The following is a 25,149-nucleotide window of genomic DNA, read 5'->3' as shown; positions in this document are numbered from 1 at the left end:
GATCACTTCTCCAGGTCAGCGGCATCTTGGCTGGCGTCGACGATCTTCTGCGCGTCGGATTTGCCGGCGAAGAGCAGGGCGATCTCGTCGTTCATGGCCCCGCCAATGGAGGCACCGAACGAGGTGTCGAAGTACAGCTGGAAATATGGCGCCTTGTCGCGCACGTCCATCAGCGAAGCCAATGCCGGATCCGAGATCGCGTCCTTGGCCGCCGGGTTGGTCGGCAGGCCCATGTCCAGCTCGGCGAAACCGCGCTGGACCTCGTCGGAGAGCATGTGCTTCACGAAGTCCACCGCCGCGTCGGGGGCGCCTTCGGAAACTGCCCAGGCGTCGCCTCCGCCAAGCTGCGCGGCCGGGTCGCCCTGGCCGCCCTCAATGGCAGGGAAGGGGAACCATCCGGCGTCTTCCCCCATGCCAGTGCCGTCTTCGGTCAGGCCCTGCATGACCCCTGGCTCCCAGTGGCCAGCCAATTCCATGGCTACCTTTCCGGTGGCCAGCAGGCCCGAAGCGGAGGTGGGGCCGGACTGCGCCGGGGTAGAGAGGAAGCCCGGGTTGAATGGCTCGGATTTGATCAGCTGGTCCACGTCTTCCCCGGCCTTGGTGAAGCACTGGTCGCTGAAATCGAGATTGGCGACCGAATCGGCCAGGGTCTGCTGGGAGCATTCGCGCACTGCCGCGTAGTACCAGTAGTGGGCTGCCGGCCATTTGTCGCCGGCGCCGATGGAAATCGGGTCGATGCCTGCCTGCTTCAGCTTCCCGGTGGCCGCAATCAGTTCATCGAAGGTCTGCGGGGCCGAGTCGATGCCCGCTTCCTTGAACAGCGCCTTGTTGTACCAGAACCCCGCGCCGCCCAGCGAGAACGGCAAGGCGTAGGTCTTGCCATCGAGCTGCCAGCCGCCGGCGTTCTCGCCGAGGAAGGCGATTTCCTCGGAGGCCGCCTCGGTCAGGTCCTTGGTCAGCCCGGCGGCCACGTGGGCTGCGAGCTCCCCGCCACCACGTTCCATGTAGACATCCGGGGCGTCGCCGCTCTGGAAGGCCGCATCGAGCTTGGTGAGCATGTCCTCGTGCTGCATGGCGCTGACTTCGACCTCCACCCCTTCATGGGCGGCTTCGAAGTCGGCTGCAACCTGTTCGTAGTAGGCCTTGCCGTCGCCGTTATTGGAGTTGTGCCACCAGGTGATGGTGGTGGTTCCGTCTGCCGACGTCCCTTCCTGGCCTGCATCGGCGGCGCAGCCGGTGGCCAGCAGGGCAGTCGTGGCGGCCAGCGCCAGAATCTGCGCACCTCGGATCTTGGATAACATGCTCGTGCTCCTCAGCTGTGATGAAGACCTGCCGGCATCGGACGGCAGGCAATTGGCTCCACCAAGAATTGCACCGTGACGCAGGTCATGTCAATCGTTTTCGATAACGTTTTCGAAATCCATTGCGAAAACGTTGTCGAAAGATCCGCAATCGGTCGTCATGCCCCCGTGAAGTCACGGAATTCCGGAGTATTTTGCGCTACTGTTAGTGAAGTGATGACCCCTCAGACCGGAATCCCCGGGATCGCCAATGCCCAGCAGCCGCAGATCCCCGGCGAGCCTTCCAGCGCACGCGTGACCATCAACGACGTCGCGCGCGCCGCGCAGGTCTCCGTCTCCACCGTCTCGAAGGTCGTCAACGGCCGCTACGGGGTCGCCCCGGCCACCATCGCCAAGGTCCACCAGGTCATCAGCGAACTGGGCTACGAGACCTCGCTGGTCGCCTCCTCGCTGCGCAGCACCCGCACCAACATCATCGGCATCCTGGTGGCGGAGTTCGAGCCCTTCTCGCTGGGCCTGCTCAACGGCATCTCCGCGACCCTGCGCGGAACCCAATACGATTTGATGGCCTACGCGGGCAACCTTTCCCCCGAAGGGCATGCCGGCTGGGAACGCCGCTCCCTGTCCCGCTTGGGCGGAACGCTGATCGACGGCGCCATCATCGTCACCCCCACCGTGGAAGTCCCGCACAGCTCGGTGCCGGTCGTCGCCATTGACCCGCATGCCGGTCCGGAAATGCCGATCGCCATCGACGTGGACAACCGTTCCGGGGCCTATACGGCCACCCGGCACCTGCTGGATCTGGGCCATCGCCGCATCGGGCACATCCGCGGGCGCGGGGACCTGGCTTCCGCGCACCTGCGCGAGCAGGGCTACCGCCAAGCGCTGGAAGAGGCCGGCGTGGAATTCGATGGGCAGCTGTCGCACGATGGCGATTACCAGCATGATGCCGCGGTGCAGGCCGCCCATGACCTGCTGGACCTGCCCCAGCCGCCCACGGCGATCTTCGCGGCCAATGACCTCTCGGCCCTGGCCGCCTTGCAGGTGGCCGGCGAGCGCGGGCTGCAGGTTCCCGGCGATCTTTCGATCATCGGCTTCGATGACATCCCGGCCGCGGCACAGTCCTCTCCCCCGCTGAGCACCGTGCGCCAGCCGCTGCATGAGATGGGCGCCCAGGCGGTGAGCATGCTGCTGGGCCTGCTTGCGGGCGAGGACGTCCGCTCCCCCGGCCACCTGCCTGCCGTGCTCGTCCCGCGCGAGACCACGGGCCCCGCGCGCAGCAGCTAGCCGGGAAAAGCAGAGCACCCCGCCGCGCACCGGGAATTCTCCGGTGGGCAACGAGGTGCTGTGCAGGGAATCGCTTGCCGGCTACAGGCCCAGCTCGTTCTTGCCGTAGGCGAACAGGTACGGAACGCCGGCTTCTTCTTCGATGCGTTCCTTGGCTCCGGTGTCGCGGTCAACGATCACGGCCACGGCAATCACGTTGCCGCCGGCCTTGCGCACGCCCTCGACAGCGGTCAGCGCCGAACCGCCGGTGGTGGAAGTATCCTCGAGCACGATGACATCGCGGCCTTCGACGCTTGGGCCCTCGACCTGGCGGCCCATGCCGTAGGACTTCTGCGCCTTGCGGACCACGAAAGCGTCGATGGCGCGGCCCTTGGCCCGGGCGGTGTGCATGATGGCGGTGCCTACCGGGTCAGCGCCCATGGTCAAGCCGCCCACATTGCTGAATTCCAGCTTGGCCTCGTCCAGCAAGCCAAGCATGACTTCGCCAACCAAGCCCGAGGCTTCCTGGTGCAGGGTTACACGGCGCAGATCGATGTAGTAATCAGCTTCCTTGCCCGAGGACAAGGTGACCTTGCCGCGCACAATGGCTAGTTCTTGGATCAGTTCTTTTAGTCGCTCACGGGCGCTGGTTTCGCTCATACCCTCGATTCTAGTCGGCATCATGGCTAGGCTGATTCCATGAACGCAAAACGCCCCTTGGGTTACTGGCTGAAATTGGTGGATTCGCTGATTGACGAGCAGTTTGCAGCGACTTTGGAAGAGCACGGTGTGACACGCAGGCAATGGCAGGTGCTCAACCTGCTGGAGCAGCAACCTGCCACCGAGGCGCAATTGGACGCCGGGCTTTCCCCGTTCTTCGCCTCGCCGGATGAACCGCAATCATTGACAGAGCACCTTGCCGAGTTGATCGAATCCGGCTGGGTTACGGCAATCAACGGCGAGTATTCCATCACCGATCGGGGCCACACCTCGTTGCTCAAGCTCAGTGAGCTCGTGGAAAAGATCCGCACCCAGTTCGGCCAGGATCTGGACGGTTCCGAATATGACGCGGTGGTCGAAGCCTTGGAGAAGATCGCGCGCAATCTCGGCTGGGACCCGGACCAGGATTCCGAATAGCCCCTCCGGGATTTGTTGAGAACAGATTAACTTTCGTTCCCAGCCTGTGCAGCGGTACCGCACGGCGAGGGCTCATGCCTAGGATTAGAAGCATGCGTGAACTGCAAGCAAAGATCATTGAAGAGCTGGGCGTGCGCCCGGAAATCGACGCGGCCGACGAAATTCGCCGTCGTATCGACTTCCTCAAGGACTATCTGGCCGCTACCGGTGCCCGGGGTTTCGTGCTGGGCATCTCCGGCGGCATCGATTCGACGCTGGCTGGCCGCTTGGCCCAGTTGGCCGTCGAAGAGGTGCGCGAATCCGGCGGCGAGGCGCGCTTCGTGTCGGTGCGCCTGCCGCATGGCGTGCAGAAGGATGCGGCCGATGCGGAAGCGGCCATGAATTTCGTGGCTGCCGACGAGCAGTTCGAGGTGAACATCCAAAAGCCTGTCGCCGCTTTCGATGAAGCCCTGGCCGATGCGGGCCACCTGGCGCTGAGCGATTTCAACCGCGGAAACCTCAAGGCCCGCACCCGGATGATCATGCAGTACGCCATGGCCGGGGACCGCGGGATGCTGGTCCTGGGCACCGATCACGCGGCCGAATCGATCACCGGCTTCTTCACCAAGTTCGGCGATGGCGGAGCGGACCTCCTGCCCCTGGCCGGGCTGAATAAGCGCCAGAACCAGGCACTGCTGCGCGAGCTGCAGGCTCCTGAGCTGCTGTGGGCCAAGGAGCCTACCGCGGACCTGCTGGACGGCCAGCCGCTGCGCGCAGATGAAGAGGAACTTGGCCTGACCTATCCGCAGATTGATGACTACCTCGAAGGCCGCGAGATTGACCCTGCGGCAGCCGAGGTCATCGAAAGGCGCTTCGTGGGATCCCGGCACAAGCGCACCGTACCGGCCACCTACTGGGACAAATGGTGGCGCGCTTAAGGATTACCCCAAGCCGGTGATTTCCTTCAGCGCCTGGACATGTTGCGCAAAGGCCTCCTGCCCAGCTGAAGTCAGCTTCGCCCAGGTACGAGGCCTTTTGCCCACATACCCTTTCTTGATCTGCACGTAACCGCCGGCTTCCAGTGCGCTCAGATGCCGGGAAAGCACCGAATCCGAAATGCCGATGGCTTCTTTCAAGGATTTGAAATCGGCTTCGTCCACGGCTTGCAAGGAGCCCATCAGTGAAAGCCGTACCGGGTTGGAGAAGTCGTCGTTGAGCCGTTCGCGAGCATGGGCATTCACTTGCGCACCATCGCAATTCCGGTCAGGAACAACGGCGCGGCAACGATAATCCAGATCAACGCGATGGCGCCCCAGCCCATGGGTCCCGCCCCGAGCAAGGCCACTGCCACCGCGTAAAGCACCATGCTCGCAATGAACCCCCGAAGATACATCTTGGAATGCCCGCGCGGCAGCGAGCGGTAGAGCTTCCCGTAAGCCAAGGACATTGCTGCAACGGATACGCAGAACAACGCCATGATGACGATGAAGCCGATAAAATCCGCATCGGGACGAAAGACCTGCAGCAGTGCGGCCAGGCCGCCCATGAGCACTCCCAAGATGATGCAATAGGTGCCCAGCAATTTGGCTCCGTACCCGGCGGCACGCTGCATTCCCTGCCGCGCCGACCCCAGGGCGGCCAGTTGCTCTTCAGGGCTCATTTTCTTGCCGGAACTCATTTGCTGGCCGCCTTGCGAGCCTTCTGCTGGCGCTGTGCGTAGACGGACGTCATGGTCATGCAAATTGCCATGAAGAAGCCCATGCCAATGAAGATCAGGGAGTTGTTGCCCGTGGCATAGGCGGTCATGGCCATTGCCGCGAAGGCCAGACCTGCCGCAACGGTGATGATGGTGTACCAGGTGCTGAATGGCATCTTCATTGTCCTGCTCCTTTGGCTTTGATCTTCCGGGTTCCCCAACCATAACAAGTACTTTCCACTTTGGAAAGTACTTGTTATGAATTAGCTGGAAAGATTCCAACGGACGGATGCCCCGGCTACACGAAGGCACTGACTCCGGTCAGGGCACGTCCCACAATCAGCGAATTGATTTCATAGGTGCCTTCATAGGTATGGAGAATCTCGACATCGCAGAAGACCTTGGCCATTTCGAAATCGCTCACAATGCCATTGCCGCCAAGCATCGCTCGGCCCAAGGCGGCCGAATCCCGCGCCAGGCGGGTGGCAGTCGACTTCGCCATTGCCGCATCCACCATGTGCAATTCCGCGCGCTCTTGCTTGCGGGCAATATCGCCCATCATGGAAAGGCAGGCGCTCAGGTTGCCTGCAATTTCGGCCAGGGGCTGCTGAATCAACTGGAAAGCGGCCAGCGGCTGCCCGAACTGCTGGCGCTGCGCGACGTACTCGCTGCAGATGTCGAGCGTTGCCATCATCGCGCCGACAGCCTGCCACCCCACCCACGCGCGAGATTGCATCAATAGCTGGTTTGCCGCAGCGAAGCTGGTCACCCCTGGAAGCTTATTCGCGACGGGAATCCGCACATTCTCCAGCCGAATATCCGCATTCTGCATGCTGCGCAGCCCGATCTTGTGTTCGATCTTGGAGGCGCTATATCCAGGGCGGTCCGCTTCAACGAGGTAGGCCCCGACCTGCGAAGTTTCCTCGTCCTTGGCCCAGACCAGCGCGAAATCGCTGAAGGTGCCCATGCCGATCCACCGCTTGGCCCCGTTCAGAACGTACTGGTCACCGTCGCGCTGCGCGGTGCTCCGTATGCCGCCGGCGATATCCGATCCATGTTCCGGTTCGGTCAGCGCAAATGCGCCGTAGGCTTCAAAGCCGGCGAGCTTGCCCAGCCACTGCGCGCGCTGCTCTTCCGACCCCAATTCGCGGATCATCCCGAGCACCAGTTCGTTGTGGATGCCGACCACGGATGAGATTGAAATATCGGCGCGGGCGAGTTCTGCATGGATCAGCCCCCGCAGCAAATGCGAGCTGTCCCCCAGCTGCAATCCGCCCAGTCCGAGTTCGGCCAGTTTTCCGATCAGCTCGGTCGGAAATTCTTCGCGGTTCCAATAGCCAACGGACTGCTTGCGCACCTGATGCTGCGCTACCTGCCTGATTCCAAGCAGTCGCTGCCGTTCGGTTCCACTTAGTTCTCCGGCCACATTCAAGAGGTCCATCCGGGGATTCCTTCCAAACCATAGGATGTCCAAGTATATTGTTGGACTAAGTCTTCTTTTGGGGGTATGCACATGACTTCTCCGCTCTCACGCGATCCAATCGCGCAAGCCAGGGAACAATGGATTTCCCATGGATGGTCAGCCGAGGCCGACTCCATGGCCGCAATTACCGCGGTGATGCGCACGGCATCGATTTACCTGCAGCGAGCCGATGCCATCCTCAAGCCGCACGGGCTGACCTTTGCGCGATTCGAAGTACTCGCCTTGCTCGGTTTCTCCAAGCGCGGCTCCCTGCCCATGAGCCAGGCCAGCCAGCTCCTGCAGGTCCACGCCACCAGCCTGACCAACTCGGTAGACCGCCTGGAAGCCACCGGTTTGGTGCGGCGCATCCCGCACCCGACCGACGGCCGCACCCGCCTTTTGGAACTCACGGCCGCAGGCCAGCAAGTGCTGCCTGCGGCCCGCGGCGATCTGAACGAAAAGCTCTTTGCCCAGAGCGATCTCTCCGGCACCGACGCCACCGAGATTTTCGAGATCCTGGCCCGATTCCGCAAGGCCTCCGGGGACTTCCTATAGCGATCCGTCGCGGATCGCGTTGATAATCCCGGAAAAATCGGTTCCCGCATCGCCCTCATCGCTGAACTTGCGGTACAGCGCTGCGGCCAGGGAGCCGAGCTGGGCATCGGTACTCGTATGCTCCAGCGCGCTAGCTGCCAGGCCGAGGTCCTTGGCCATCAGCGCTGCGGCAAATCCTGGCTGGTAATCGCGATTGGCAGGGGAAGCAGGCACAGGTCCGGGCACCGGGCAATTGGTGGTGACCGACCAGCATTGCCCCGACGCGGAGGAAATGACATCGAAGAGCGCCTGGTGCTCCAAGCCCAGCCGTTCTCCGAGCACGAAGGCCTCGGCAGCGCCAATCATCGAGATGCCCAGCAGCATGTTGTTGCAGACCTTGGCGGCCTGGCCTGCGCCGTACCCGCCGCAGTGCACGATCCGCTTGCCCATGTGCTCCAGCAGCGGGGTGATCTCTCCGAGATCTTCGGCTTGCGCACCGAGCATGAACGTCAAAGTCCCCGCTTCTGCCCCGACCACGCCCCCGGATACCGGAGCGTCGGCGCTTCGATGCCCCGCGGCGACCGCAAGCTGCGCCGCTTCACGGGCCTGCGCTACGTCGATTGTGGAGCACTCCAGGAACAGCGTATTGGGCTTGGCGCTATCGAGCAGGTATTCGCGGTAGGCATCGAGCACGTGCTTGCCCGAAGGGAACATCGTGATGACGATGTCCACGCCGGCGGCCGCCTCGGCTCCGGTAGCCACAGTGCCGATGCCTGCCTCTTGGGCGGCCTGCACCGCGCCAGGAACCACGTCGAAGCCCTTGATCCGGTAGCCTGCCTTGTGCAGGTTGATGGCCATGGGCAATCCCATATGGCCCATGCCCAGGAATCCGATAACTGGTTTTGCGTTCATGAGTGGCTCTTTTCCGCTAGATCTTCACCGAGCAGTGCGAAAGTTAGTTCTGCCCCGAACAGGGGCTCCAAATGCCGTTGCGTGCGCTGGCCCGGGCTTAGCCCCGGGACTGCTTCCGTCCATTGCGCAGTGCGGTCCTTGTCGATGACTGCGGCGCGAATCCCCTCGGCGAAATCGGGGTCATCAAGCCGGTGAACGGCAGCCCGATACTCTCGTTGCAGGTCTGTTCTCAAATCCGATCCAGCCAGGTGGATCAGTTCTTCGGCCAAGCGCACCGAGCTCGGGCAGGCGGCGCCCAATGCCTTCAACGCCTCTTGGGCTTGCGGGCAGTCGTGCAGCTCCAGTGCACGCATGACCGCTGGGGTGCTTGCCTCGCCAAAGGCCTGTACCCATTCTTCGTGCAGGAAGCCAGGATCCGGAGTCTCGGCATAGCTGGCCAGCACCGACGCGGCCGGCTGGGCCTCGAGGTCTGCGAGCACGTCGGGGATCCGGGCCTTGGGCACATACGAGTCGGCCAGGCCCAAAGCGATGGTGTCGGCCGCGCTGAATTTCATTCCAGTCAATGCCGCCAATCGTCCGGCCGCATGCGGGGCACGCGCCAGCAAATGCGTTCCGCCTACGTCCGGGAAGAATCCGATACCGACTTCCGGCATGCCGCAACGGCTGGTTTCGGTAACTATGCGATGGCTGCCATGCGCCGAGATGCCGATGCCACCGCCTAGTACGATTCCGTCCATGAGCGCAATGTACGGCTTGGGGTACTCGTCGATCAGGACGTTGAGCTGGTATTCAATGCGCCAGAAGTCAGCCGAAGCACCGCTGCGGTCCAAGATATCCCGGTAGATCGCCACGATATCCCCGCCGGCGCACAGGCCGCGCTCCCCTGCGCCCATAACCGCTACCTGGGCGATATCCGGGTCATCGCGCCATTCCAGCAGCACGTCGAGGAAGTCGCGGCACATGTCCGCGTTGAGGGCGTTCAGGGCCTTCGGCCGGTTCAGCGTAATGAGCCCCAGGTGCCCCCGGCGTTCGGTCAGAATCTCAGGCAACAGACTCTCCTTTGAGTGATTGAGGTCACCTACTAGTGTCGAATATACTCGGACTTCCAACTAAATTGAAGTGGCACAAGACAGCAAACTTGATAGGTTGAACTAGTGAAGATTGCAACCTGGAATGTGAACTCGCTGCGAGCCCGCGCCGACCGTGTTGAGGACTGGCTGCGACGTACCGATGTAGATGTCCTGGCTATCCAGGAAACTAAGTGCAAAGACGACAATTTCCCCTGGGAACTGTTCGAGAACAACGATTATGAGGTAGCGCACTTCGGAGTCAACCAGTGGAATGGCGTTGCCATCGCTTCTCGCGTTGGCCTCGAGGATGTTGAGCGCACCTTCCCCGGGCAGCCGGAATTCGGCAAGGCCGGCAAGAATCCGATCCAGGAGCCTCGCGCCATCGCGGCAACCTGTGGCGGAGTGCGTGTCTGGAGCCTGTATGTACCCAACGGACGCGCGTTGGATGATGAGCACATGGGCTACAAGCTGAACTGGCTGGATGTGCTCAAGCAGGAATCCGCCCGATGGCTGGCGGAAAACCCCGAGGCGCAGATTGCCTTGATGGGCGATTGGAACATCGCGCCAAAGGACGAAGACGTGTGGGATATCGACTTCTTCCTCGAGAACAAGTTGACCCACGTCTCGGCGCCAGAGCGCGCCTCCTTCGCTGCCTTCGAGGAGCTGGGCTTCACCGATGTCGTGCGCCCGCACACCGAAGGCGAATACACCTACTGGGATTACACGCAGTTGCGTTTCCCGAAGGGCGAAGGCATGCGCATCGATTTCTCGCTCACCTCGCCTGCGCTCACCGCACGCGTAACCGGCGCAAGCATTGACCGCGAAGAACGCAAGGGCAAGGGCGCCAGCGACCACGCCCCGGTCATCGTGGAGCTGGCCGACTAGTCATGGCGGCAAAGATGATTGGGCCCGCCGCAGAGCTGACCGCAGCTACAGCGCACCTGCGCGTCTACGAGCCGCTGGATGCTTTCGAGGATTGGGCCCAGTCCATCATCCTGCGTACCCCGCGGCGCACCGCGGAGCAGTGGGATGACTTCGAGAACGAGCGGCTGTGGAGCCGCACCCTGCGCCATGTCTCCGACCCGTTCCCGCATAATGAGCCGGAATTCTTCCGCAGCGTGAAGTCCTTGGACTACCAAGGGGCCGAGCACACGCGCTATTGCCCGGGGCAATTGCAGGCACGCAGCCTGCTCGCTGCCGAACAAGCCGAAGAAGCCATGCGGGCCGAGGTTTTCGACCTGCTGGTACCGCCGGCAGCGCGGCAAGCTAACGCACAACGCGTTGATGCCGACCGCCTGGCCAATGACCTGACCCATCTGCACACGAGGACCTCTTCATGGGGCATCCCGCTGGGCTGGTTTGCCCTCTTCCGCGAGGACGACGAGCACGAGCTGGTTCACAGCGGTGAGCAGCTGAAGACGGTTCGCATGTACGCCACTTTCGAACAGGCCATTGACCGCCTGGCTTGGGCAGTCCAAGCGCTGGCATCCCATGCGCCGCAGTCGCAGCTCTTCGAGGAGCTGGGCAGCCTTGGCGGATGGCTGGAATCCTTCGACAACAGATCGGTCATTGAACTGGATTATGGCCTGTTGGCAGAAATTGTGTGGCCCGATGATTCCGCGAACGACTTGATGCACGGCATTCAGGCGTTGGAAGACGAGGACATGACTAGCGCCGCCGCCGCATACCGCCGGCTGAGCAATCGCTGGATTGGTCCGCGGCATCTTGGCCGCGCGAACTAACTGCCCCTGGATACAGCAAAAGCCCCGGAATCCGGAGCTTCTGTTTAGTGTGCGACCCTGACGGGACTTGAACCCGCGACCTCCGCCGTGACAGGGCGGCGCGCTAACCAACTGCGCTACAGGGCCTAGTGCTTTGAATAAATTCAAGTCACACAGTAAAACCCCCGGGATAAACCGAGGGCCTGCGTGGCTCCGACCGGCGTCGATCCGGTGACCTTTCGATTTTCAGTCGAACGCTCTACCAACTGAGCTACAGAGCCTGGTACCACTAAGTGGACACCAAATCTACTATTGAAATAGTAAATTGAGCGACCCTGACGGGACTTGAACCCGCGACCTCCGCCGTGACAGGGCGGCGCGCTAACCAACTGCGCTACAGGGCCTTGCTTTCGCAAGCCAATGGATTTCTCCATCTGACAACCACATAATGGTTGTTTGTACCCCCAACGGGATTCGAACCCGTGCCGCTGCCGTGAAAGGGCAGTGTCCTAGGCCGCTAGACGATGGGGGCCTAAGTTGTTCGCTTCGGTTTCTTGCTTCTCCGTAGCGGACTCCAATAACTATACGCAGTGTTTTTTGCTTTTGCAAAATCGGCACCTGGACGAGTTTCACCCATGCCAAATCGGGTGCGCGGGCCTAGTCTGGAAGCATGCTTTTTGAGATGGATGACGACGAATTCCAGACCCTGGTCGAGCAGGCCATCGACGCCATTCCGGAGGCTGCATTCGCCATGATGGACAACGTCATTTTCTTCATCGAAGACGAGTATGAGCCGCTTCCAGGAGAATCAGAAAACCCTGAAATTCTGGGGTTATACGAGGGCATTGCACTCACGGAACGGGACCTGGACTGGGGCACGGGCGCACTTCCCGACCGCATAACGATCTTCAAGAATCCGACGCTTCGAGCCTGCGAAACACGTGAAGATGTAGTGCGGGAAATTGGGATTACAGTGATGCACGAAGTGGCCCATCACTTCGGAATCGACGACGCGAAATTGCACGATTTAGGGTGGTCATAGCCCCAAATCCGCAGAATCTTCTTTTGAGATCTGCCTCACAAAAATACTCGAATGCAGTGGTCGAGTCGAGGTCGAAAGAGACCCAAAGCACAGGCATGGCGCTTGGAATCGCCATCCGGGTCCAGTCGACCGGCGGGCAAGCCGCCCAAAAGCCGGCTCTCAACGATTCGCGCGCCGGTCGGTTTCCCGTTGCCCCGCTGGCGGCTGCTTTATCCGGGCGTGATCAGGTGCAGCCAGCCGGAGGAACCTGGCATGCCCCTTGCCCTTGTCCACCCAGCGACTCTGGGCCCCTCCGCCACCAAGGGCAGCGAGGTGATCCCGATTGGGAGCACGGCACCGCACCCCCTCAAAAGGATTTCGCCATTGGAGCCGGCGCCTCCGAGGCAGACCCAGCGAAGCAGAGCTTTGCGCCCTCCCGGAGTACCTTTCCCTTTTAAAGGCAAACCTTCTTGCAGCCGCACATTCCCCTCCGGCACGTTACCCAAGCTTCATGACAATCGATACCTTGGTAACGAGGCGAGATATATGTCTGAGTAATTTCCCAGCCACTCTTGATCAGCCACACAGATCCCAAATGCCACTATCTTCGCAGATCACCGCCGAATACCCAGGCGAATTACACGAATGGGATTCATGTGACTGATGTGAACAGTGTTGCCAAGCGTGTCTTAATTGGCCTAATGTGCTATTTGGAGTCTTATCCGAATCGTGACCTACTCATCGGTGAAGGTCACGACTCACGCACTCCGCGTCATCCAAGTACTTAGTGAGGAACGATATGGCTACTCGCCACACGCTCGGTGTTGCTGCAAGCACCCTAGCCCTAGCGGTGTCCTGCATTGCAGGCGCTTTGCCCGCTTCCGCATCTACTTCAGCTCTGCTTCCTCAGTCTGTGGCCATCGCTGCCGCACCTAGCGCTTCCGCGCTACCTTCGGACGCAGAGGTCCAGGACGCAAAGAAGGATAAGGCTTCGACGAACGCGATGATCGCGCGCATCGAAGCTTCCCTGGCTTCCAGCCGCGCCGAACTGAAGCGCGTTGAAACTGAGGCCGCTCAGGCTCAGGAATCCCTGCTCACCGCCGGCGAAGAGCGCGATCTGCGCACCGCTGCGGCCGAGAAGGCTGTAGAACAGCTCGAGTACGCAAAGACTTACCTGGAGCAGAGCCGCAACGATCTGGGTGCTATCGCTTCGGATATCTACCGCAATGGCGCAGGCACCTCGACCCTGAGCCTGCTCCTTGATGACAACCAGGAAGGCGACCTGTTCTACAAGGCCGCTACCATCGACGCGTTGAGCGAACAGAAGGTCCAGTCCGTCAACACCGCCACCGAGGCCGAAGGCCTCGTTTCGGCTTGGCAGGAATATGCTGATGCGGCACAGAACGCCGCCGAAGAAGCTGCAGCCAACTATGACGCAGCCGCAGCGACCGCGAACAGCACCCTGTCCACCTACGAAGCAGCTATCTCACCTGAGAAGCAGCTGCGCGATGACTTGATCGGCCACCTCGCTACCTTGAAGCAGAAGGAAGAGGCCGAGGTTCGCCAGGCGGTTGAAGAGCGCGAAACGCAGGAGCAGGAAAAAGCTCTCGCGGACGCCATCGCCGAAGAGGAAACCGCCAAGGTTCCCGAAACGAAGCAAGACTCCGTTCAGCCGCTCTCGGTTGAAAAGCCACGTGAGCTGGAGCAGGCCGAACCTGAAGAGGAAACGGTCGAGTCGGAGCCTGAGAAGGTTGAAGAGGAACCGGAAGCTGTCGAGCCTCCCGTAGCGCCGAAGCCGGAGCCAACTAAAAAGGCCGAGCCAAAGCCGGAACCGACCAAAAAGGCCGAGCCAAAGCCGGAACCGACCAAAAAGGCCGAGCCGAAGCCGGAGCCAACCAAGAAGGCCGAGCCGAAGCCAGAGCCAACCAAGAAGGCCGAGCCAAAGCCAACCAAGAAGGCCGAACCGAAGCCGGAACCCACCAAAAAGGCCGAGCCGAAGCCGAAGACTACCCCGAAGCCGGCACCCAAGCCTGAGCCAAAGCCGGAGCCCAAGCCGAAGGTCACCCCGAAGCCAGCGCCTAAGCCTGAGCCAAAGCCGGAACCTAAGCCGGAGCCGAAGCCTGAAGTCGCGCCGCAGTCCGGCAGCAACTACTCAGCAGCGTTTTCCTGGGCCTTGAAGACCGCGGATGATCCCAGCAAGTACTACGTTTACGGTGCCAACGGTCCCGATGCTTTCGACTGCTCGAGCTTCTCGCAGCGAGCTTTCGGCAAATCCGGCATCAGCCTGCCACGTACTTCGTCCCAGCAGTTCGCTAGCGCCCCGCAGTACGTGTCGCTGAGCAACCTGCGCCCAGGTGACCTGGTGTTCTCGTCTTCCAACGGCGGTTCCTCGTTCTACCACGTAGCTATCTACATCGGCAACGGCCAGGTCGTCCACGCTCGCAACCCGAACGCCGGCATCTCGGTGACTCCACTGAGCTACGTCAACAACCTCTACCCGAAGGCAGCCCGCTACTAAGCGCCACCCCTCGAGCACGAAGGCCGCACACCCTTTTGGGTGTGCGGCCTTCCTGCATTCTGGCTACAGGCGTGCGGTCACTGCTCCTGCGCCCGCGTATCGAAGTCCTTGCGGTTCTCCAGGCGAGGGTCATCCGAGTCCGGCACGACCATCACCGGGCCCTTGGAGTGGTGCAAGACGCCCTGCGAGGTTGAGCCAAGCAGCATCCCGGTAAAGCCGCCGCGGCCCCGCGAGCCGGTGACGGTCAGTACCGCATGCTCGGATTCGCGGATCAGCACCTCGACGGGAGGCCCGGAGACCACATCGGTTTCCATCTTCAGCGACGGATAGTGCGACTTCAGCCATTTGGAGCCCACACTCATCTGGTAGCGCACATCTTCCAGCACGGCTTCCTGGTCAACGGTCGCCGGCATCCATGCCAGCGCCGCCCCCACCGGCGGCACCGCGCAGATCAGGCGCAGCGTCAGGTCGCTGGCGATGGCCGCGTCCGCGGCCGCCAGCACCGCTGAACGCGCGCGGTCTGAACCGTCAACGCCGACCACGATGCAGTTGCGGTTCGACGCCGCGGCGGCACCGGCCTCTTCCTGCTCCTTGGCCATGGCCAGCGGAACCACGACGGTCGGGCACTTGGAGTGCGCGGGCAGTGCCGAGGACACCGAGCCGAGCAGGCGGCCAACGAAGCCACCGCGGCCACGGGTTCCGACCACTACCAATTCGGCGTCCTGGCTCAGGTCCAGCAGCACGCCGGACGGGTCGCCGGATTCGATATAGGTGCGGATGGCCGCCGTGCTGCCTTCAAGCTCTGCGCGCGCCTGGCGCACAATGTCCTCGGCTCCCCCGCGGATCAGGTCGTCATCCAGGGTCGAGTAGCCTGCGTCCATGGAGGACGCGGCGAACACCGGGATGGTGTAGGCGGACACGATATTCAACACGCTGCCGCGGCGTACCGCTTCGCGTTCGGCCCAGCGCAAAGCGCATCTGCTCTGCTGGGATCCGTCCACGCCAACGACAATTCCTTCAATCTTCTCTGCTGCGACTGGTGCTTCGTCACTCATCAGACTCGCTCCTCAACTACCTCAGATATAACGGGATGTGATTTCCCTTACCACCAATGTACTTGCTTCCGCAGTTCTAGGTGTGAGTTGGGTCTAAAGTTTTCGCGTACAGCCTACTGGACACTCGGATCGATATGAATCAGCGCCCGAAACGTCATAGAATTTTTCCATGTCCTCCTCCACACAAACCGCGTCCGGGAATGCTATGGCCGCGCGCATCGACCGATACTTCAAGATTTCGGAACGGCGTTCAACGTTCTCCACCGAAGTTCGCGGCGGCATCGCCACCTTCTTCGCGATGAGCTACATCGTCGTCCTCAACCCGCTGGTTCTTTCCGGTGCCGATTCCTCGGGCGGCGAGTTGGGCATCCAGCGCGTTGCCGCGGTGACCGCATTTGTCGCCGGCATCCTGACCATCCTGATGGGCATCTGGGCCCGCCACCCATTCGCCATGGCTACCGGCTTGGGCGTCAACGCCTTCGTCGCTATCACCGTGGCAACCAACCCGGAACTGACCTGGGCTGATGTCATGGGCCTGGTGCTCATTGCGGGTGTGGTCATGTTCGGCCTGGTGCTCACAGGGTTCCGGACCGCGGTGTTCAATGCGGTTCCAGCCGGATTGAAAACCGCCATCGTGGTGGGCATCGGCATGTTCATCGCACTGATCGGCCTGGTCAACGCCGGCTTCGTCCAGCGCCTCCCGGATGCCGCGAACACCACCGTTCCGGTGGGCCTGGGCTTCGACGGAGAGCTGATGGGCTGGCCGATCCTGGTCTTCGTTGTCGGCCTGCTGCTGACCATGGCCCTGGTGGTGCGCAAGGTCAAGGGCGCGATCCTGATCGGCATCGTCGTTTCTGCGATCCTTGCCAACATCCTCGAAGCCGTCTTCCACATCGGCGCGATGGAGACCAATACCTGGTCGCTGGTGGTTCCGTCGCTGCCGGAGTGGACCCTTCCGGACCTGTCGCTGATCGGCCAGGTCAGCGTGTTCGGCGCCTTCAGCAAGATCGGCGCCACTGCCGCTTCGCTGCTGGCCTTCGTCATCCTGCTCTCGATCTTCTTCGATGCCATGGGCACCATGGTGGGCTTGGCTTCGGAAGCTGGTTCCATGGACGAGAACGGGCAGATCCCCAACGTGGACAAGGTCCTGCTGGTGGATGCGGCCGGCGCGATCGTCGGCGGCGGCACCTCCAGCTCCTCGGCGCAGATCTTCGTGGAGTCCGGCGCCGGCATCGGCGAGGGCGCCCGTACCGGCCTGGCCTCGGTAGTCACCGGCCTGCTGATGATCGTCGCGATGTTCCTGAGCCCGCTGATCTACCTGGTGCCTTTCGAAGCCGTGGCGCCGGCACTGGTCGTGGTCGGTTTCATGATGATCACCCAGGTCTCCAAGATCGATTGGAACGACTGGGGCATCGCGCTGCCGGCCTTCCTGACCTTCACCCTGATGCCGTTCACCTACTCGATCGCCAATGGCATCGGTGCCGGCTTCATCTCCTACGTCTTCATCCGCGCCACGCAGGGCCGCGCCAAGGAAATCCACCCGCTGATGTGGGTTGTTTCCGCGGCTTTCGTGCTGTTCTTCGGCATCGGACTGATTGAGATGTGGGCCGGGGTCAAATAGCCCCGAAGCCCTCCAGGCGCCCCGTCATTGCTCCGGCGATGGCGGGGCGTTTTTTGCCTCCGTCCCGGCGGGCACTGGCTAGGATGGGCTCTATGAGCGATCAGCAGAACACCGCTGGGCAGTGGATCCAGGTGGCCGCAGGCTTGAAGAACCCCTCGATGCGCCGGCTTCTCGGGGCCGTATTGAGCGGGCACGGGGTACCCGAGCAGGCCAATAAGTCCGAACGCAAGGACTTGGAGCGCTGGGCCAGCATCGGGCTTCTGCGCCAAGAGGGGTCCGACTGGGCGCTGAACGACGAACTGCTGGAGAAGACCTTGGCTTCGGCCTCGGCCGCGAAGGCCGACCGCGTCGGGATCCGCCGCTTCTTCGACGAACACAAGCTGCATAGCCTCCCGGCGAAACCAGCGGACCGCCATGAAGTGCTGGTCTACCTGCGCAATGCGGTGATAGGAGCCGGGGACGAACTGCGCGAAGAGCAGCTCAATGAACGGCTGCGGGTATTCCACCCGGACGTCGCGCTGCTGCGCCGCTACATGGTTGACCACGGCCTGCTGCAGCGCGCAGCAGACGGGAGCGGATACCGGATGGGCCCCGGGAGCTAGCCGGTAATCGGCACGGCCCCGGTGGCGAAGCGCTGCACTGCCGCCCCGGAAACCAGCTGCGCCGGCAACGGCGCAGTGCGCAGGCTGCGTTCGAATGCAGGGCCGAGCTTGAGCGGTTCGTCGCTGGCCAGGAACACGATGTTCCCGTAGCGCCGGCCCTTGAGCATCGGCGGGTCGGCGATCATGGCCACATGCTCGAAGACCTCCAGCAGCGTCGCGGCTTCCGCCTTGGCGCCGGACAGGTCCGCGGTATCGCCGCAATTCATGATGTAGACGCCCCCGGCATCCAGCACGCGCTGGGCTTCGCGGGCGTAGTCCGCCGTGGTCAGCACGCGCGGGGTGGTGCTCCCGGCGAAGACATCGCGGATGATCACATCGCGGCTCGCATCGCTCAAGGTGGGCAGCACCTGGGCTGCGTCTCCCACGCGCAGGCGTACCAGCGGAGCGCGCGGAACCTCGAAGTGGACGCGCACCAGCTCGGCCAGCTTGGCATCCAGCTCCACCACGACCTGCCGGGCGTTTTCATAGCTGGCCGCGACCCAGCGGGCCATGGAGCAGCCACCTCCGCCAAGGTGGAGCACGCGCAGCTTGCGGGCGCGCCCGTCGTATTGCCCGGCCGGGAAACCGATGCCGAAGACCGGTTCCATCCAGCGCATGTACTCGAAATCGAGGTAGGCCGGGTCCTCCAGGTCCACATGGGAGGAGGGCACGCCGTTGACCTTCAGGATATAGCGGCTGGCGCCGTAGGGATCAGCTTCAATGATCGCCGTTCCGGTGTCGATCGGATACTCTCCGAGCATTGATTCCTTGGCATCCCTAGCCACGCGCGCGCACCATTCGTTGTTCGATTAAGCCATCCCAGCTGCCAGTCAGGGCTTCACTGGTTCCATCAGGCGTGAATCCCTGCTTCGCGAAGAAGGCCAGGGCCCTCTCGTTGCCTTGCAGGACCCAGACCAGGGCGTCGTGCTGTCCAAGGACAACATCGAAGAGGTGCTGGCCCAGTCCGGTACCGTAGTACTCTTCCAGGACATAGAGCATGCCCAATTCGACGTCTACTCCGGCATCCTGGTCTTCTTCGATCACCGGAGTTCCACCGGCTAGCCCGATGATGCGGCCATCGCGGTCTTCCGCGATGAAGAACTGCGCTCCGGATGCCAGCCCGCGTTCCCACCAGGCTGTCTGGCCATCAAGTTGGCCTTCATGGTGGGCGAAAAAGGACTCATCGCGAAGTGTGGCGTACGCTTCTCGCCAGGCTTGCAATTTCATTTGCAGCGCTGGGCGGACGTCTTGTTCAGTAGCCAGTCGGATTCGGTAGTCGTTCATTTGCGGCACTTCTCTAGCCTACGGCAGTGACTTCGCTATTTTCTTCCAACGCACCAAGGCCCCCTCCTACTAAAGTAGTATTGCGGACTGTCCAAATGCTTGAAAAAATATTCACGTAGTCGTAAACTTTTTGGCTCAAAGGGGGGTCGGACTTGAACCGGAATACAAAATACGCTGCCTTGACTGGTGGCCTTGTCGGTTCCCTGACCCTGACCATCAGCCTTTCCTCGACCTTCTGGGTGATTTTGCTCGGTTGCGTTCTCCTAGCCGCCGGCTTCAGCATTCTGGCCAGGTTCGAACGCTTCTGGGGCCCGGCCGAACCGGACCACTACTACTACATCGTTCCCATGCTGGTTGGCCCGGTAGTTGCGGGGCTGGTGCGCAATACCGGTTATGCCCTGTGGGTCGGCCCGCCGATGGGTCTTCTCTGCGGATTGGGCGTGTACTTCTTGATCCTGAAGTCGCCGCCGTTCAAGCACGATGAAGCCGGGGAACTCGAATTCGAGCGCCCCGAGCGCTATCCAACGCGCTAGAGGACTCGCGCTAGCGCGAACCCGTCCCACCCCTTGACGCCTATAGTCTGCAGCGCCGTGGCTGATACGCGCGGGTCATCGCGCAACCACCGCAAAGAGTCCTGGATTCCGCGAACATCGGCTTCTTGCGCCCCATGCCGGGATGGGTCATCCAAGACCGCGCCGCTGCGCACCACGTTGTCGAGCACCAGCACGGTGCCTGAATGCGCCAGCTCCAGTGCGCGTTCCAGGTAGGGCACGTTGTTGCGCTTATCGGCATCTATGAAGATCAGGTCAAATGGTGCAACGCGTTTGAAAATCAGCGAATCCATGGAACCCTGAGCGGCCCCCAACCGGATTTCAACACGTTCTGAAAGCCCTGCCCGCTGCAAGTTCTCACGCGCAATCGAGGCATGCAGGGGTTCAAATTCGCAGCTGATGACGGTACCAGCTGCACCGACGCCCCGGGCGAGCCAGCTGGTGGAGTAGCCTCCGAGGGTTCCGATCTCGAGGACCCTCCGGGCACCTGTGATCTCGGTGAGCAGCTGGAGGAACTTTCCCTGGGCAGGACTGACTTCAATCCGTGGAAGCCCGGCACTATGGGAATGCTCCCGGCCTGCCTCCAAGGCATCAACGCGCAACCCCAGCGCCTGTTCCAAATATTCATCGACGGCTGCGGCATGGTGCTCTGCAGAATGGTGGATCATGACGACATGTTCTCCTCACTATCCTCAATAGCCTTCTCCAGGCGTTGGATTTTGCCATCGAGCTCACCTTCGTAACCGGGCCGAATATCGGCTTTCAACACCAGCGATACGCGCGAACCGAATCGGCCAACGGCCATGGTGGCTTGCTTGACTACCTCCATGACTTCGTCCCATTCACCTTCGATCTCGGTGAACATGGAGCTGGTGCGATTGGGGAGGCCAGAATCGCGGACGATTTTCACCGCTTCGGCCACTGCATCGTGGACCGAACCGTTGGGGTTGTCGTTACTTGGGGCTACGGAGAAAGCTACAATCATGCTTCCACTGTCCCACTACGCCTTGTGCTTGTCATCCGCCTTGCAGGCAATATCTAGGCAGCTAGTCCGCTCGCCCTCAAGACGATGGCCGCCAGAGCACCGACGACAACGACGACAAGATAGGGTGCCTTGAAAGCCAGTGCGATAATCGCCGCCGCGAGCGCACCGATACGGGCGTCAATCACCAGTTCCTGCCCGGAGGTGAAGGCGTTGACCGTCACCAACGAGGCGAGCAACGCAATGGTCAGCGTGGCCGCGACATGGGACATGGTCGGCGAGTCCAGAACCTTGCGTGGCACAAAGTAGCCGCAGAGCTTGATTGCGTAGGCCATCAGGCAGGCTCCCAGAATCCACCAGCTCAATTCGCTCAAGGCTGGTCCTCCTCAATGCTTTCCAGATCGCCGTGCTCGGTCGCAGCCGGGGTCCGGCGGCCGGTGGCCACCGCGTAGATCGCAGCGCAGGCCGCGGTTACCAGAATCGGCAAGCCCGGCGCGGTGACCGGCACAGCCAGCGCGGTGAGGATTGCGGCCGCAATCGCGATCATGACCGGTTCAACTGACTTCAAGCGCGGCCAGAGCAAACCGATGAAGGCGGCGACCGCGGCGCCATCGAGCCCCCAAGCCGCGGGGTCCCCCATGCGTTCTCCGAGCAAGGCTCCGACGAGGGTGAACAGATTCCACAGGACGTAGACGCCCATCCCGGCGGTGAAGAAACCACGGCGCTTCTCGGCCAGGTCCGATTGCCCCAAGCTGACTGCGGTGGATTCATCGATGGTCACCTGGGCCATCCAGGGCACATGCCGTCCCAAAGGCCGCAATGCCTGCTTGATCTGCATCCCGTACACGGCATTGCGGATTCCCAGCAGCGAAGCGGCGGAGAACGCTGCCGAGGCAGCACCTCCGCCTGAGATCACGCCGATAAAGGCGAACTGCGATCCGCCGGTGAACATCAAGGCGCTCAAGGCAACGGTTTGCCACAGATCCAGTCCTGCAGCAATGGACAGGGCCCCGAAGGAAATGCCGTAGAGCCCGGTGGCGATCGCGATGGAAAGGCCCATCCTGGTCGCCGGAGTGAACCAGCTAGCGGACGTGGCGTGCATCGTACCTGACCTTGTAGACACCGCGCTTGACCTTTGCGTCGCCGATCTCGACGTGCTGCAGCTGGTTCAGGTGCTTCACGTGGGTGCCACCGCAAGGTTCGGCATTCACCCCGGCGATGCTCACGGTACGGATGCCCTGAGCATCGGTGGCCGTTGTGATTTCTCCGCCGCCAGCGATGAGTTCATCGACGCGTCCTTGGAGCCAGGCCTTGGCGGCGGCCCGTTCGTTCTCATCACCCAATGGCAGGTCGAGGCTGGCCGGATCGAAGTCGAGCCGCGACTGCCCAGGGAAGTGCGAGTGGCCCTGGTGCTGCCAGCCGCGGTCTTCGCCAGCGAAGCCCAGGACGTGCCCTGCGGTGTGCAATGCGGCATGGGAAAGGCGCAGCTCGCCATCGATCTCAGCTAGGACCTGATCACCCACCTGCCGGGCGCCGGCGCCGTACAAGACCACCAGTGCATTCGCGTCGCGCTGGACTGAGACAGGCAGCCCGTCCACGGTGCCTGAGTCTTCGGGCTGGCCTCCACCACGGGGATGGAAGATATTGGGGCTCAGGGCAATCCACTGCCCGTCTTCGCCGCTTCCCGTCGCAATGACTCGGGCCTCCGCAGCAAAAATGTACGTGTCCTGCAGGTACAGGTTGACCTGTGCGATTTCTCCGGTGTTCATGTGGCCTAGCTCAGCTCCAATTCTTTGCGCAGTTCTGCCGGGCGGTTGCTCGTCAATTCCCCGACACCCAGGTCCACCAGGAATTGCGCATCCGCGGGACGGTCAACCGTCCAGATGCGCGCCTTCAGCCCTTGTTCCAGCCATCGGCGCACAAGATGCTCATTGGCTCGGGTCCAGGCGACCCCGGATCCAATGATGCCAGCTCCCCCTGCGTTGATCAGTTCGATTCCTTCAGGCACGGAGCGGTAAAGAACATCGTAGACACCTGCTCGCCCCAGGTCGCCGGAATCAATGAGCTGCCGGACATAGTCCGGGTTGACCTCGGTCATCAGTTGGCACAATAGTGAAGTGCTGACGGTGCGTGCCAGATAGCGCAGGGAATTCGGCTCAAAGCTCATCAGGGTCACCGCGATCTGCCCTTGCGAGCCGGCCGTGCCCGTCTGCGGGTCGAAGCCATGGGCTGCGAGAACCTGCAGCACACCCTTTTCGAGCAGGTGGCCATAGGGGCTTGGATGCTTGATTTCGATAGCCAGGCCAATTGGCTTGCCGCGTGCTTCAATGAGCTCGAAAAGTTCGCCGAGGCTCAGGAGCTGTTCATTCTCCGCCCCGTACTCGGCCGGGACCATGCTCGGAACGACTCCAGTGAAGTCCATGGCTTTCATCTGGGCCAAGGTAAATCCGGCAACCAGACCGGCTGAATCAGAGGTGCGGTCGACTGTTGGATCGTGGTGGCAGACGACGATTCCGTCTTTGCTCAGATGGACGTCGCATTCGATTCCATCGGCGCCTTCGTCGATGGCCTGCAGATAGGCAGCACGAGTGTTCTCCGAATATTTATGGGAGCTGCCGCGATGGGCGAAAAAAAGCGTATCCATAATTCCTACGCTACGCGATCATCGCTCCTTGGCAACGCAGATTGCCCTCTGCCAAGACGCTTATTTCTTCGACTGCTTTCGTGGCTTCGGCCTGCGGATGCAAGCACTTGCTGCCATCGTGCAAAACACGAAGTTACCCGGCAAGAAAAGGTGTCCGCTTTCCTGATTCTGCCCCGGAATTCCAAGGCAAAATCGCCATCGTCATGGGAATCAGCCTGCACGCTGATAGCTGGCTGCGATTGCCCCGCTGGCCAGTGGCTGCGCTGATATCAACTGGAGGTGACGGGAATCCTGCAATCCTGCCTCATGCAGGGTTGGTCCATGCCCGGCGATGACTGGATGGACTAGGAAGTGGTATTCGTCGATAAGTTCCATCCGGTCCAGAACCGTTGCCAATTTGCCGCTACCGAGCAGCACTCCATTGGGGTACTGGTCCTTCAGCTTCTGCACCGAGGCGCGTAGGTCGCCGCTTAGCAAGTGCGAATTCTTCCACGAGTACGCGGTGCGGGTGCTTGAGACAACGTACTTGGGCTTCTCCTCCAGCTGCTGCGCCCAGCGAAGCAGCGCTGGTGGCGCTGCGATATCTCCATGAGCGACGGCCGGCCAGTAATCTTCCATCAGCTCGTAGGTGGCACGCCCCCAGAGCATCGCTCCGTGCGCATTCATCAGTCGTGTGAAGTAGTCGTGCAATTCGTCGTCGGCGATGCCTTCGCGATGATCTACACAGCCATCCAGCGTGACGTTGATGCTGAATGTCAATTGTCCCATCGCAAGCTCCTGTAGCTATAGCCTCACCACCAGGTCCCCGGTGCCTTGACTGTAGGGTTGCCGGCCAGCCACGTCAAGCAGCGACGATGCATCATCAGGCAACCGGTGCGAAAGCAAAGACAGGCCCGTTCGCATCGGCGATGTCCGCCCAGCATCTGCGTTGGATGCAGAACCTGTAAGCGAAATACAATTTCACGCTCATCTTCCGGGAGACTAAGCGTCAAAGGTAGGCTCGCAGTATGCCGCCACCAGACTCATCCCCAAGTTTGTCCCCTGGTCCCCGCGACCTCATGCCCATTGTCCAGGGCCTGGTCCAAGGCCCCTGGCCAAAGACCGAAGTCGAGCGTGAAGTCCTGTTCGGTGCCCTTGGATTCGTTTCCGGAAACAACGTTGATGCCGAAGACCACGATTCACCACATCAAATGATGAGCCTAGACCTCGGCCTGCCAGGAAAAATGGTGAGTTTTTGGGATACTTACCGTCAGCAATTCCTCAGCGTCTGCACCCACCTCTACGGATCGCTGAACGCCCAGGACCCGGTGGCCCAGTATGGCTACGAAGCCCTGCAGGCGCAGCTTTCCCAACTGTATGGCACTCCTGAGCGCCCTTGGGACGACGAAGATCAGCCGGTGGGCATGTGGCGCTGTAATGGCCGGAGCATCACCCTGCAGCTATTTGACCGGTCGGATAGCACCGTGATGCTCACCATCGAAGACCTGGCACTCGCGTCAATAATTGAAGCCGAAGAAGCAGCCCACTAGTCTTCTCACTCCTTGGACGGCTTGAAGCGGTTCAAAGCGATTGCGATGCTTCGATAATAGGCAGGCCGCAAGCCAACAGGAACAGTGCTTAAACAAGTGCAGGGGCCAGGCTTTCATGCCTGGCCCCTGCACGGGTTAAACAGGTGAGGCCCCGGCACCAAACGGTACCAGGGCCTCAAACCATCTACTCAAGTTAAGTCCGGCGGTGACCTACTCTCCCACACC

General features: G+C 61.5%; 30 protein-coding genes and 4 tRNA genes. 12 read left to right on the top strand and 22 right to left on the bottom strand.

Features of this window, described 5'->3' with window-relative positions; all coding sequences use genetic code 11:
- Nucleotides 1-2: 2 nt before the first annotated feature.
- Nucleotides 3-1,301: an ABC transporter substrate-binding protein gene (locus ACWICV_RS15185; RefSeq protein ID WP_400291030.1), complete on the bottom strand. Its 1,299-nt coding sequence runs from the start codon at nt 1,299-1,301 to the stop codon at nt 3-5.
- A 216-nt stretch (nt 1,302-1,517) separates the two neighbouring features.
- Between ACWICV_RS15185 and ACWICV_RS15180 the strand changes: the two genes are divergently transcribed.
- Complete coding sequence (locus ACWICV_RS15180) at nt 1,518-2,588, top strand: LacI family DNA-binding transcriptional regulator (protein WP_105657895.1); 1,071 nt, start codon at nt 1,518-1,520, stop codon at nt 2,586-2,588.
- A gap of 81 nt (nt 2,589-2,669) precedes the next feature.
- Here ACWICV_RS15180 and pyrE read toward each other — a convergent pair whose 3' ends face one another.
- Nucleotides 2,670-3,227, bottom strand: a complete 558-nt coding sequence (gene pyrE / locus ACWICV_RS15175; protein WP_400291028.1) for an orotate phosphoribosyltransferase — start codon at nt 3,225-3,227, stop codon at nt 2,670-2,672.
- Between the two features lie 39 nt (nt 3,228-3,266).
- Here pyrE and ACWICV_RS15170 point away from each other — a divergent pair, with 39 nt between their 5' ends.
- A complete protein-coding gene (locus ACWICV_RS15170) occupies nt 3,267-3,704 on the top strand; it encodes a MarR family winged helix-turn-helix transcriptional regulator (RefSeq protein ID WP_434692706.1) in 438 nt (145 codons plus the stop codon).
- Nucleotides 3,705-3,796: 92 nt separating this feature from the next.
- Nucleotides 3,797-4,621, top strand: a complete 825-nt coding sequence (nadE, locus tag ACWICV_RS15165) for an ammonia-dependent NAD(+) synthetase (protein ID WP_402473742.1) — start codon at nt 3,797-3,799, stop codon at nt 4,619-4,621.
- A 3-nt stretch (nt 4,622-4,624) separates the two neighbouring features.
- Here the strand turns inward: nadE and ACWICV_RS15160 are convergent, their stop codons facing one another.
- The 4 genes from ACWICV_RS15160 to ACWICV_RS15145 all read right to left on the bottom strand — a co-directional run bounded on the left by ACWICV_RS15160 (nt 4,625) and on the right by ACWICV_RS15145 (nt 6,820).
- Entirely contained in the window at nt 4,625-4,924 is a 300-nt protein-coding gene (locus tag ACWICV_RS15160; protein WP_105657891.1) for a winged helix-turn-helix domain-containing protein, read from the bottom strand.
- Nucleotides 4,921-5,361, bottom strand: coding sequence for a hypothetical protein (locus ACWICV_RS15155; RefSeq protein WP_402473743.1), 441 nt, complete (start codon nt 5,359-5,361; stop codon nt 4,921-4,923). Before ACWICV_RS15155 ends, ACWICV_RS15160 begins: the two co-directional genes overlap by 4 nt.
- Nucleotides 5,358-5,561 carry a hypothetical protein gene (locus ACWICV_RS15150; protein WP_402473744.1) on the bottom strand — a complete coding sequence of 68 codons (204 nt, stop codon included), beginning with the start codon at nt 5,559-5,561 and terminating at the stop codon, nt 5,358-5,360. Before ACWICV_RS15150 ends, ACWICV_RS15155 begins: the two co-directional genes overlap by 4 nt.
- A gap of 116 nt (nt 5,562-5,677) precedes the next feature.
- Entirely contained in the window at nt 5,678-6,820 is a 1,143-nt protein-coding gene (locus ACWICV_RS15145) for an acyl-CoA dehydrogenase family protein (protein WP_402473745.1), read from the bottom strand.
- A 72-nt stretch (nt 6,821-6,892) separates the two neighbouring features.
- Between ACWICV_RS15145 and ACWICV_RS15140 the strand changes: the two genes are divergently transcribed.
- On the top strand, nt 6,893-7,396 hold the full coding sequence (locus tag ACWICV_RS15140; protein ID WP_105658003.1) for a MarR family winged helix-turn-helix transcriptional regulator: 504 nt from the start codon (nt 6,893-6,895) through the stop codon (nt 7,394-7,396).
- Here the strand turns inward: ACWICV_RS15140 and mmsB are convergent.
- Nucleotides 7,391-8,287, bottom strand: a complete 897-nt coding sequence (gene mmsB / locus ACWICV_RS15135; RefSeq protein ID WP_332727630.1) for a 3-hydroxyisobutyrate dehydrogenase — start codon at nt 8,285-8,287, stop codon at nt 7,391-7,393. The genes ACWICV_RS15140 and mmsB overlap by 6 nt on opposite strands.
- Nucleotides 8,284-9,336 (bottom strand): 3-hydroxyisobutyryl-CoA hydrolase, encoded by a 1,053-nt coding sequence (locus ACWICV_RS15130; protein WP_434692711.1) that lies wholly within the window; start codon nt 9,334-9,336, stop codon nt 8,284-8,286. The genes mmsB and ACWICV_RS15130 overlap by 4 nt, the downstream gene beginning before the upstream one ends.
- Before the next feature lie 105 nt (nt 9,337-9,441).
- Here ACWICV_RS15130 and ACWICV_RS15125 point away from each other — a divergent pair, with 105 nt between their 5' ends.
- Both ACWICV_RS15125 and ACWICV_RS15120 read left to right on the top strand, forming a co-directional pair.
- A complete protein-coding gene (locus tag ACWICV_RS15125; RefSeq protein ID WP_105657885.1) occupies nt 9,442-10,242 on the top strand; it encodes an exodeoxyribonuclease III in 801 nt (266 codons plus the stop codon).
- 2 nt (nt 10,243-10,244) lie between these two features.
- Nucleotides 10,245-11,099, top strand: coding sequence for a hypothetical protein (locus tag ACWICV_RS15120; protein ID WP_286134704.1), 855 nt, complete (start codon nt 10,245-10,247; stop codon nt 11,097-11,099).
- Between the two features lie 52 nt (nt 11,100-11,151).
- On the opposite strand, the gene ACWICV_RS15115 is transcribed toward ACWICV_RS15120, so the two are convergent.
- From ACWICV_RS15115 to ACWICV_RS15100, 4 genes are all read right to left on the bottom strand, one after another.
- Nucleotides 11,152-11,225: transfer RNA gene (locus ACWICV_RS15115), tRNA-Asp, on the bottom strand.
- Between the two features lie 61 nt (nt 11,226-11,286).
- Nucleotides 11,287-11,359, bottom strand: a tRNA-Phe gene (locus ACWICV_RS15110).
- Between the two features lie 49 nt (nt 11,360-11,408).
- Nucleotides 11,409-11,482 (bottom strand) — tRNA-Asp (locus ACWICV_RS15105).
- Between the two features lie 55 nt (nt 11,483-11,537).
- Nucleotides 11,538-11,610, bottom strand: a tRNA-Glu gene (locus tag ACWICV_RS15100).
- A 138-nt stretch (nt 11,611-11,748) separates the two neighbouring features.
- Here ACWICV_RS15100 and ACWICV_RS15095 point away from each other — a divergent pair.
- Both ACWICV_RS15095 and ACWICV_RS15090 read left to right on the top strand, forming a co-directional pair.
- Nucleotides 11,749-12,120, top strand: a complete 372-nt coding sequence (locus tag ACWICV_RS15095) for a metallopeptidase family protein (RefSeq protein WP_105662666.1) — start codon at nt 11,749-11,751, stop codon at nt 12,118-12,120.
- A 778-nt stretch (nt 12,121-12,898) separates the two neighbouring features.
- The gene (locus ACWICV_RS15090) at nt 12,899-14,617 is read left to right on the top strand and encodes an NlpC/P60 family protein (protein ID WP_434692715.1); all 1,719 of its coding nucleotides are present in this window, start codon (nt 12,899-12,901) and stop codon (nt 14,615-14,617) included.
- Nucleotides 14,618-14,694: 77 nt separating this feature from the next.
- On the opposite strand, the gene ACWICV_RS15085 is transcribed toward ACWICV_RS15090, so the two are convergent.
- The gene (locus ACWICV_RS15085) at nt 14,695-15,672 is read right to left on the bottom strand and encodes a universal stress protein (protein WP_105657882.1); all 978 of its coding nucleotides are present in this window, start codon (nt 15,670-15,672) and stop codon (nt 14,695-14,697) included.
- 169 nt (nt 15,673-15,841) lie between these two features.
- Between ACWICV_RS15085 and ACWICV_RS15080 the strand changes: the two genes are divergently transcribed.
- Complete coding sequence (locus ACWICV_RS15080) at nt 15,842-17,293, top strand: NCS2 family permease (RefSeq protein ID WP_181148871.1); 1,452 nt, start codon at nt 15,842-15,844, stop codon at nt 17,291-17,293.
- A gap of 92 nt (nt 17,294-17,385) precedes the next feature.
- A complete protein-coding gene (locus tag ACWICV_RS15075) occupies nt 17,386-17,895 on the top strand; it encodes a DUF2087 domain-containing protein (RefSeq protein WP_402473748.1) in 510 nt (169 codons plus the stop codon).
- On the opposite strand, the gene ACWICV_RS15070 is transcribed toward ACWICV_RS15075, so the two are convergent.
- Nucleotides 17,892-18,719, bottom strand: a complete 828-nt coding sequence (locus tag ACWICV_RS15070; protein WP_454091276.1) for a spermidine synthase — start codon at nt 18,717-18,719, stop codon at nt 17,892-17,894. The genes ACWICV_RS15075 and ACWICV_RS15070 overlap by 4 nt on opposite strands.
- Nucleotides 18,712-19,218 carry a GNAT family N-acetyltransferase gene (locus ACWICV_RS15065; protein WP_286172335.1) on the bottom strand — a complete coding sequence of 169 codons (507 nt, stop codon included), beginning with the start codon at nt 19,216-19,218 and terminating at the stop codon, nt 18,712-18,714. Before ACWICV_RS15065 ends, ACWICV_RS15070 begins: the two co-directional genes overlap by 8 nt.
- A gap of 152 nt (nt 19,219-19,370) precedes the next feature.
- Between ACWICV_RS15065 and ACWICV_RS15060 the strand changes: the two genes are divergently transcribed.
- A complete protein-coding gene (locus ACWICV_RS15060) occupies nt 19,371-19,751 on the top strand; it encodes a hypothetical protein (protein ID WP_400291007.1) in 381 nt (126 codons plus the stop codon).
- Here ACWICV_RS15060 and ACWICV_RS15055 read toward each other — a convergent pair.
- The 7 genes from ACWICV_RS15055 to ACWICV_RS15025 form a co-directional block, all read right to left on the bottom strand.
- Nucleotides 19,748-20,437, bottom strand: a complete 690-nt coding sequence (locus ACWICV_RS15055) for an O-methyltransferase (protein WP_454091275.1) — start codon at nt 20,435-20,437, stop codon at nt 19,748-19,750. The genes ACWICV_RS15060 and ACWICV_RS15055 overlap by 4 nt on opposite strands.
- Nucleotides 20,434-20,754, bottom strand: coding sequence for a thiamine-binding protein (locus ACWICV_RS15050; protein WP_400291005.1), 321 nt, complete (start codon nt 20,752-20,754; stop codon nt 20,434-20,436). Before ACWICV_RS15050 ends, ACWICV_RS15055 begins: the two co-directional genes overlap by 4 nt.
- Before the next feature lie 53 nt (nt 20,755-20,807).
- On the bottom strand, nt 20,808-21,125 hold the full coding sequence (locus ACWICV_RS15045) for an AzlD domain-containing protein (RefSeq protein WP_434692722.1): 318 nt from the start codon (nt 21,123-21,125) through the stop codon (nt 20,808-20,810).
- On the bottom strand, nt 21,122-21,853 hold the full coding sequence (locus tag ACWICV_RS15040; RefSeq protein ID WP_400291003.1) for an AzlC family ABC transporter permease: 732 nt from the start codon (nt 21,851-21,853) through the stop codon (nt 21,122-21,124). Before ACWICV_RS15040 ends, ACWICV_RS15045 begins: the two co-directional genes overlap by 4 nt.
- Entirely contained in the window at nt 21,834-22,520 is a 687-nt protein-coding gene (locus ACWICV_RS15035) for an alanyl-tRNA editing protein (RefSeq protein WP_105662673.1), read from the bottom strand. The genes ACWICV_RS15040 and ACWICV_RS15035 overlap by 20 nt, the downstream gene beginning before the upstream one ends.
- A gap of 5 nt (nt 22,521-22,525) precedes the next feature.
- Nucleotides 22,526-23,395, bottom strand: coding sequence for a glycerophosphodiester phosphodiesterase (locus ACWICV_RS15030; protein ID WP_105657872.1), 870 nt, complete (start codon nt 23,393-23,395; stop codon nt 22,526-22,528).
- Between the two features lie 210 nt (nt 23,396-23,605).
- Complete coding sequence (locus ACWICV_RS15025) at nt 23,606-24,163, bottom strand: dihydrofolate reductase family protein (protein WP_402473751.1); 558 nt, start codon at nt 24,161-24,163, stop codon at nt 23,606-23,608.
- 239 nt (nt 24,164-24,402) lie between these two features.
- Here ACWICV_RS15025 and ACWICV_RS15020 point away from each other — a divergent pair, with 239 nt between their 5' ends.
- Entirely contained in the window at nt 24,403-24,924 is a 522-nt protein-coding gene (locus ACWICV_RS15020; protein ID WP_400291000.1) for a hypothetical protein, read from the top strand.
- Nucleotides 24,925-25,149: the final 225 nt, after the last annotated feature.

The sequence above is a fragment of the Glutamicibacter sp. NPDC055354 genome, assembly GCF_053644955.1.
Note: the sequence above shows the minus strand (reverse complement) of the source record. Positions and strands in the feature narration are given on the sequence as shown.

Excerpts from the sequence above, each read along its gene's own strand:
- ACWICV_RS15185 (WP_400291030.1), bottom strand. The coding sequence starts at position 1,301 with ATGTTATCCAAGATCCGAGGTGCGCAGATTCTGGCGCTGGCCGCCACG.
- ACWICV_RS15180 (WP_105657895.1), top strand. The coding sequence starts at position 1,518 with ATGACCCCTCAGACCGGAATCCCCGGGATCGCCAATGCCCAGCAGCCG.
- pyrE (WP_400291028.1), bottom strand. The coding sequence starts at position 3,227 with ATGAGCGAAACCAGCGCCCGTGAGCGACTAAAAGAACTGATCCAAGAA.
- ACWICV_RS15170 (WP_434692706.1), top strand. The coding sequence starts at position 3,267 with ATGAACGCAAAACGCCCCTTGGGTTACTGGCTGAAATTGGTGGATTCG.
- nadE (WP_402473742.1), top strand. The coding sequence starts at position 3,797 with ATGCGTGAACTGCAAGCAAAGATCATTGAAGAGCTGGGCGTGCGCCCG.
- ACWICV_RS15155 (WP_402473743.1), bottom strand. The coding sequence starts at position 5,361 with ATGAGTTCCGGCAAGAAAATGAGCCCTGAAGAGCAACTGGCCGCCCTG.
- ACWICV_RS15150 (WP_402473744.1), bottom strand. The coding sequence starts at position 5,561 with ATGAAGATGCCATTCAGCACCTGGTACACCATCATCACCGTTGCGGCA.
- ACWICV_RS15145 (WP_402473745.1), bottom strand. The coding sequence starts at position 6,820 with ATGGACCTCTTGAATGTGGCCGGAGAACTAAGTGGAACCGAACGGCAG.
- ACWICV_RS15140 (WP_105658003.1), top strand. The coding sequence starts at position 6,893 with ATGACTTCTCCGCTCTCACGCGATCCAATCGCGCAAGCCAGGGAACAA.
- mmsB (WP_332727630.1), bottom strand. The coding sequence starts at position 8,287 with ATGAACGCAAAACCAGTTATCGGATTCCTGGGCATGGGCCATATGGGA.
- ACWICV_RS15120 (WP_286134704.1), top strand. The coding sequence starts at position 10,245 with ATGGCGGCAAAGATGATTGGGCCCGCCGCAGAGCTGACCGCAGCTACA.
- ACWICV_RS15095 (WP_105662666.1), top strand. The coding sequence starts at position 11,749 with ATGCTTTTTGAGATGGATGACGACGAATTCCAGACCCTGGTCGAGCAG.
- ACWICV_RS15090 (WP_434692715.1), top strand. The coding sequence starts at position 12,899 with ATGGCTACTCGCCACACGCTCGGTGTTGCTGCAAGCACCCTAGCCCTA.
- ACWICV_RS15085 (WP_105657882.1), bottom strand. The coding sequence starts at position 15,672 with ATGAGTGACGAAGCACCAGTCGCAGCAGAGAAGATTGAAGGAATTGTC.
- ACWICV_RS15080 (WP_181148871.1), top strand. The coding sequence starts at position 15,842 with ATGTCCTCCTCCACACAAACCGCGTCCGGGAATGCTATGGCCGCGCGC.
- ACWICV_RS15075 (WP_402473748.1), top strand. The coding sequence starts at position 17,386 with ATGAGCGATCAGCAGAACACCGCTGGGCAGTGGATCCAGGTGGCCGCA.
- ACWICV_RS15065 (WP_286172335.1), bottom strand. The coding sequence starts at position 19,218 with ATGAACGACTACCGAATCCGACTGGCTACTGAACAAGACGTCCGCCCA.
- ACWICV_RS15055 (WP_454091275.1), bottom strand. The coding sequence starts at position 20,437 with ATGATCCACCATTCTGCAGAGCACCATGCCGCAGCCGTCGATGAATAT.
- ACWICV_RS15050 (WP_400291005.1), bottom strand. The coding sequence starts at position 20,754 with ATGATTGTAGCTTTCTCCGTAGCCCCAAGTAACGACAACCCCAACGGT.
- ACWICV_RS15040 (WP_400291003.1), bottom strand. The coding sequence starts at position 21,853 with ATGCACGCCACGTCCGCTAGCTGGTTCACTCCGGCGACCAGGATGGGC.
- ACWICV_RS15035 (WP_105662673.1), bottom strand. The coding sequence starts at position 22,520 with ATGAACACCGGAGAAATCGCACAGGTCAACCTGTACCTGCAGGACACG.
- ACWICV_RS15030 (WP_105657872.1), bottom strand. The coding sequence starts at position 23,395 with ATGGATACGCTTTTTTTCGCCCATCGCGGCAGCTCCCATAAATATTCG.
- ACWICV_RS15025 (WP_402473751.1), bottom strand. The coding sequence starts at position 24,163 with ATGGGACAATTGACATTCAGCATCAACGTCACGCTGGATGGCTGTGTA.
- ACWICV_RS15020 (WP_400291000.1), top strand. The coding sequence starts at position 24,403 with ATGCCGCCACCAGACTCATCCCCAAGTTTGTCCCCTGGTCCCCGCGAC.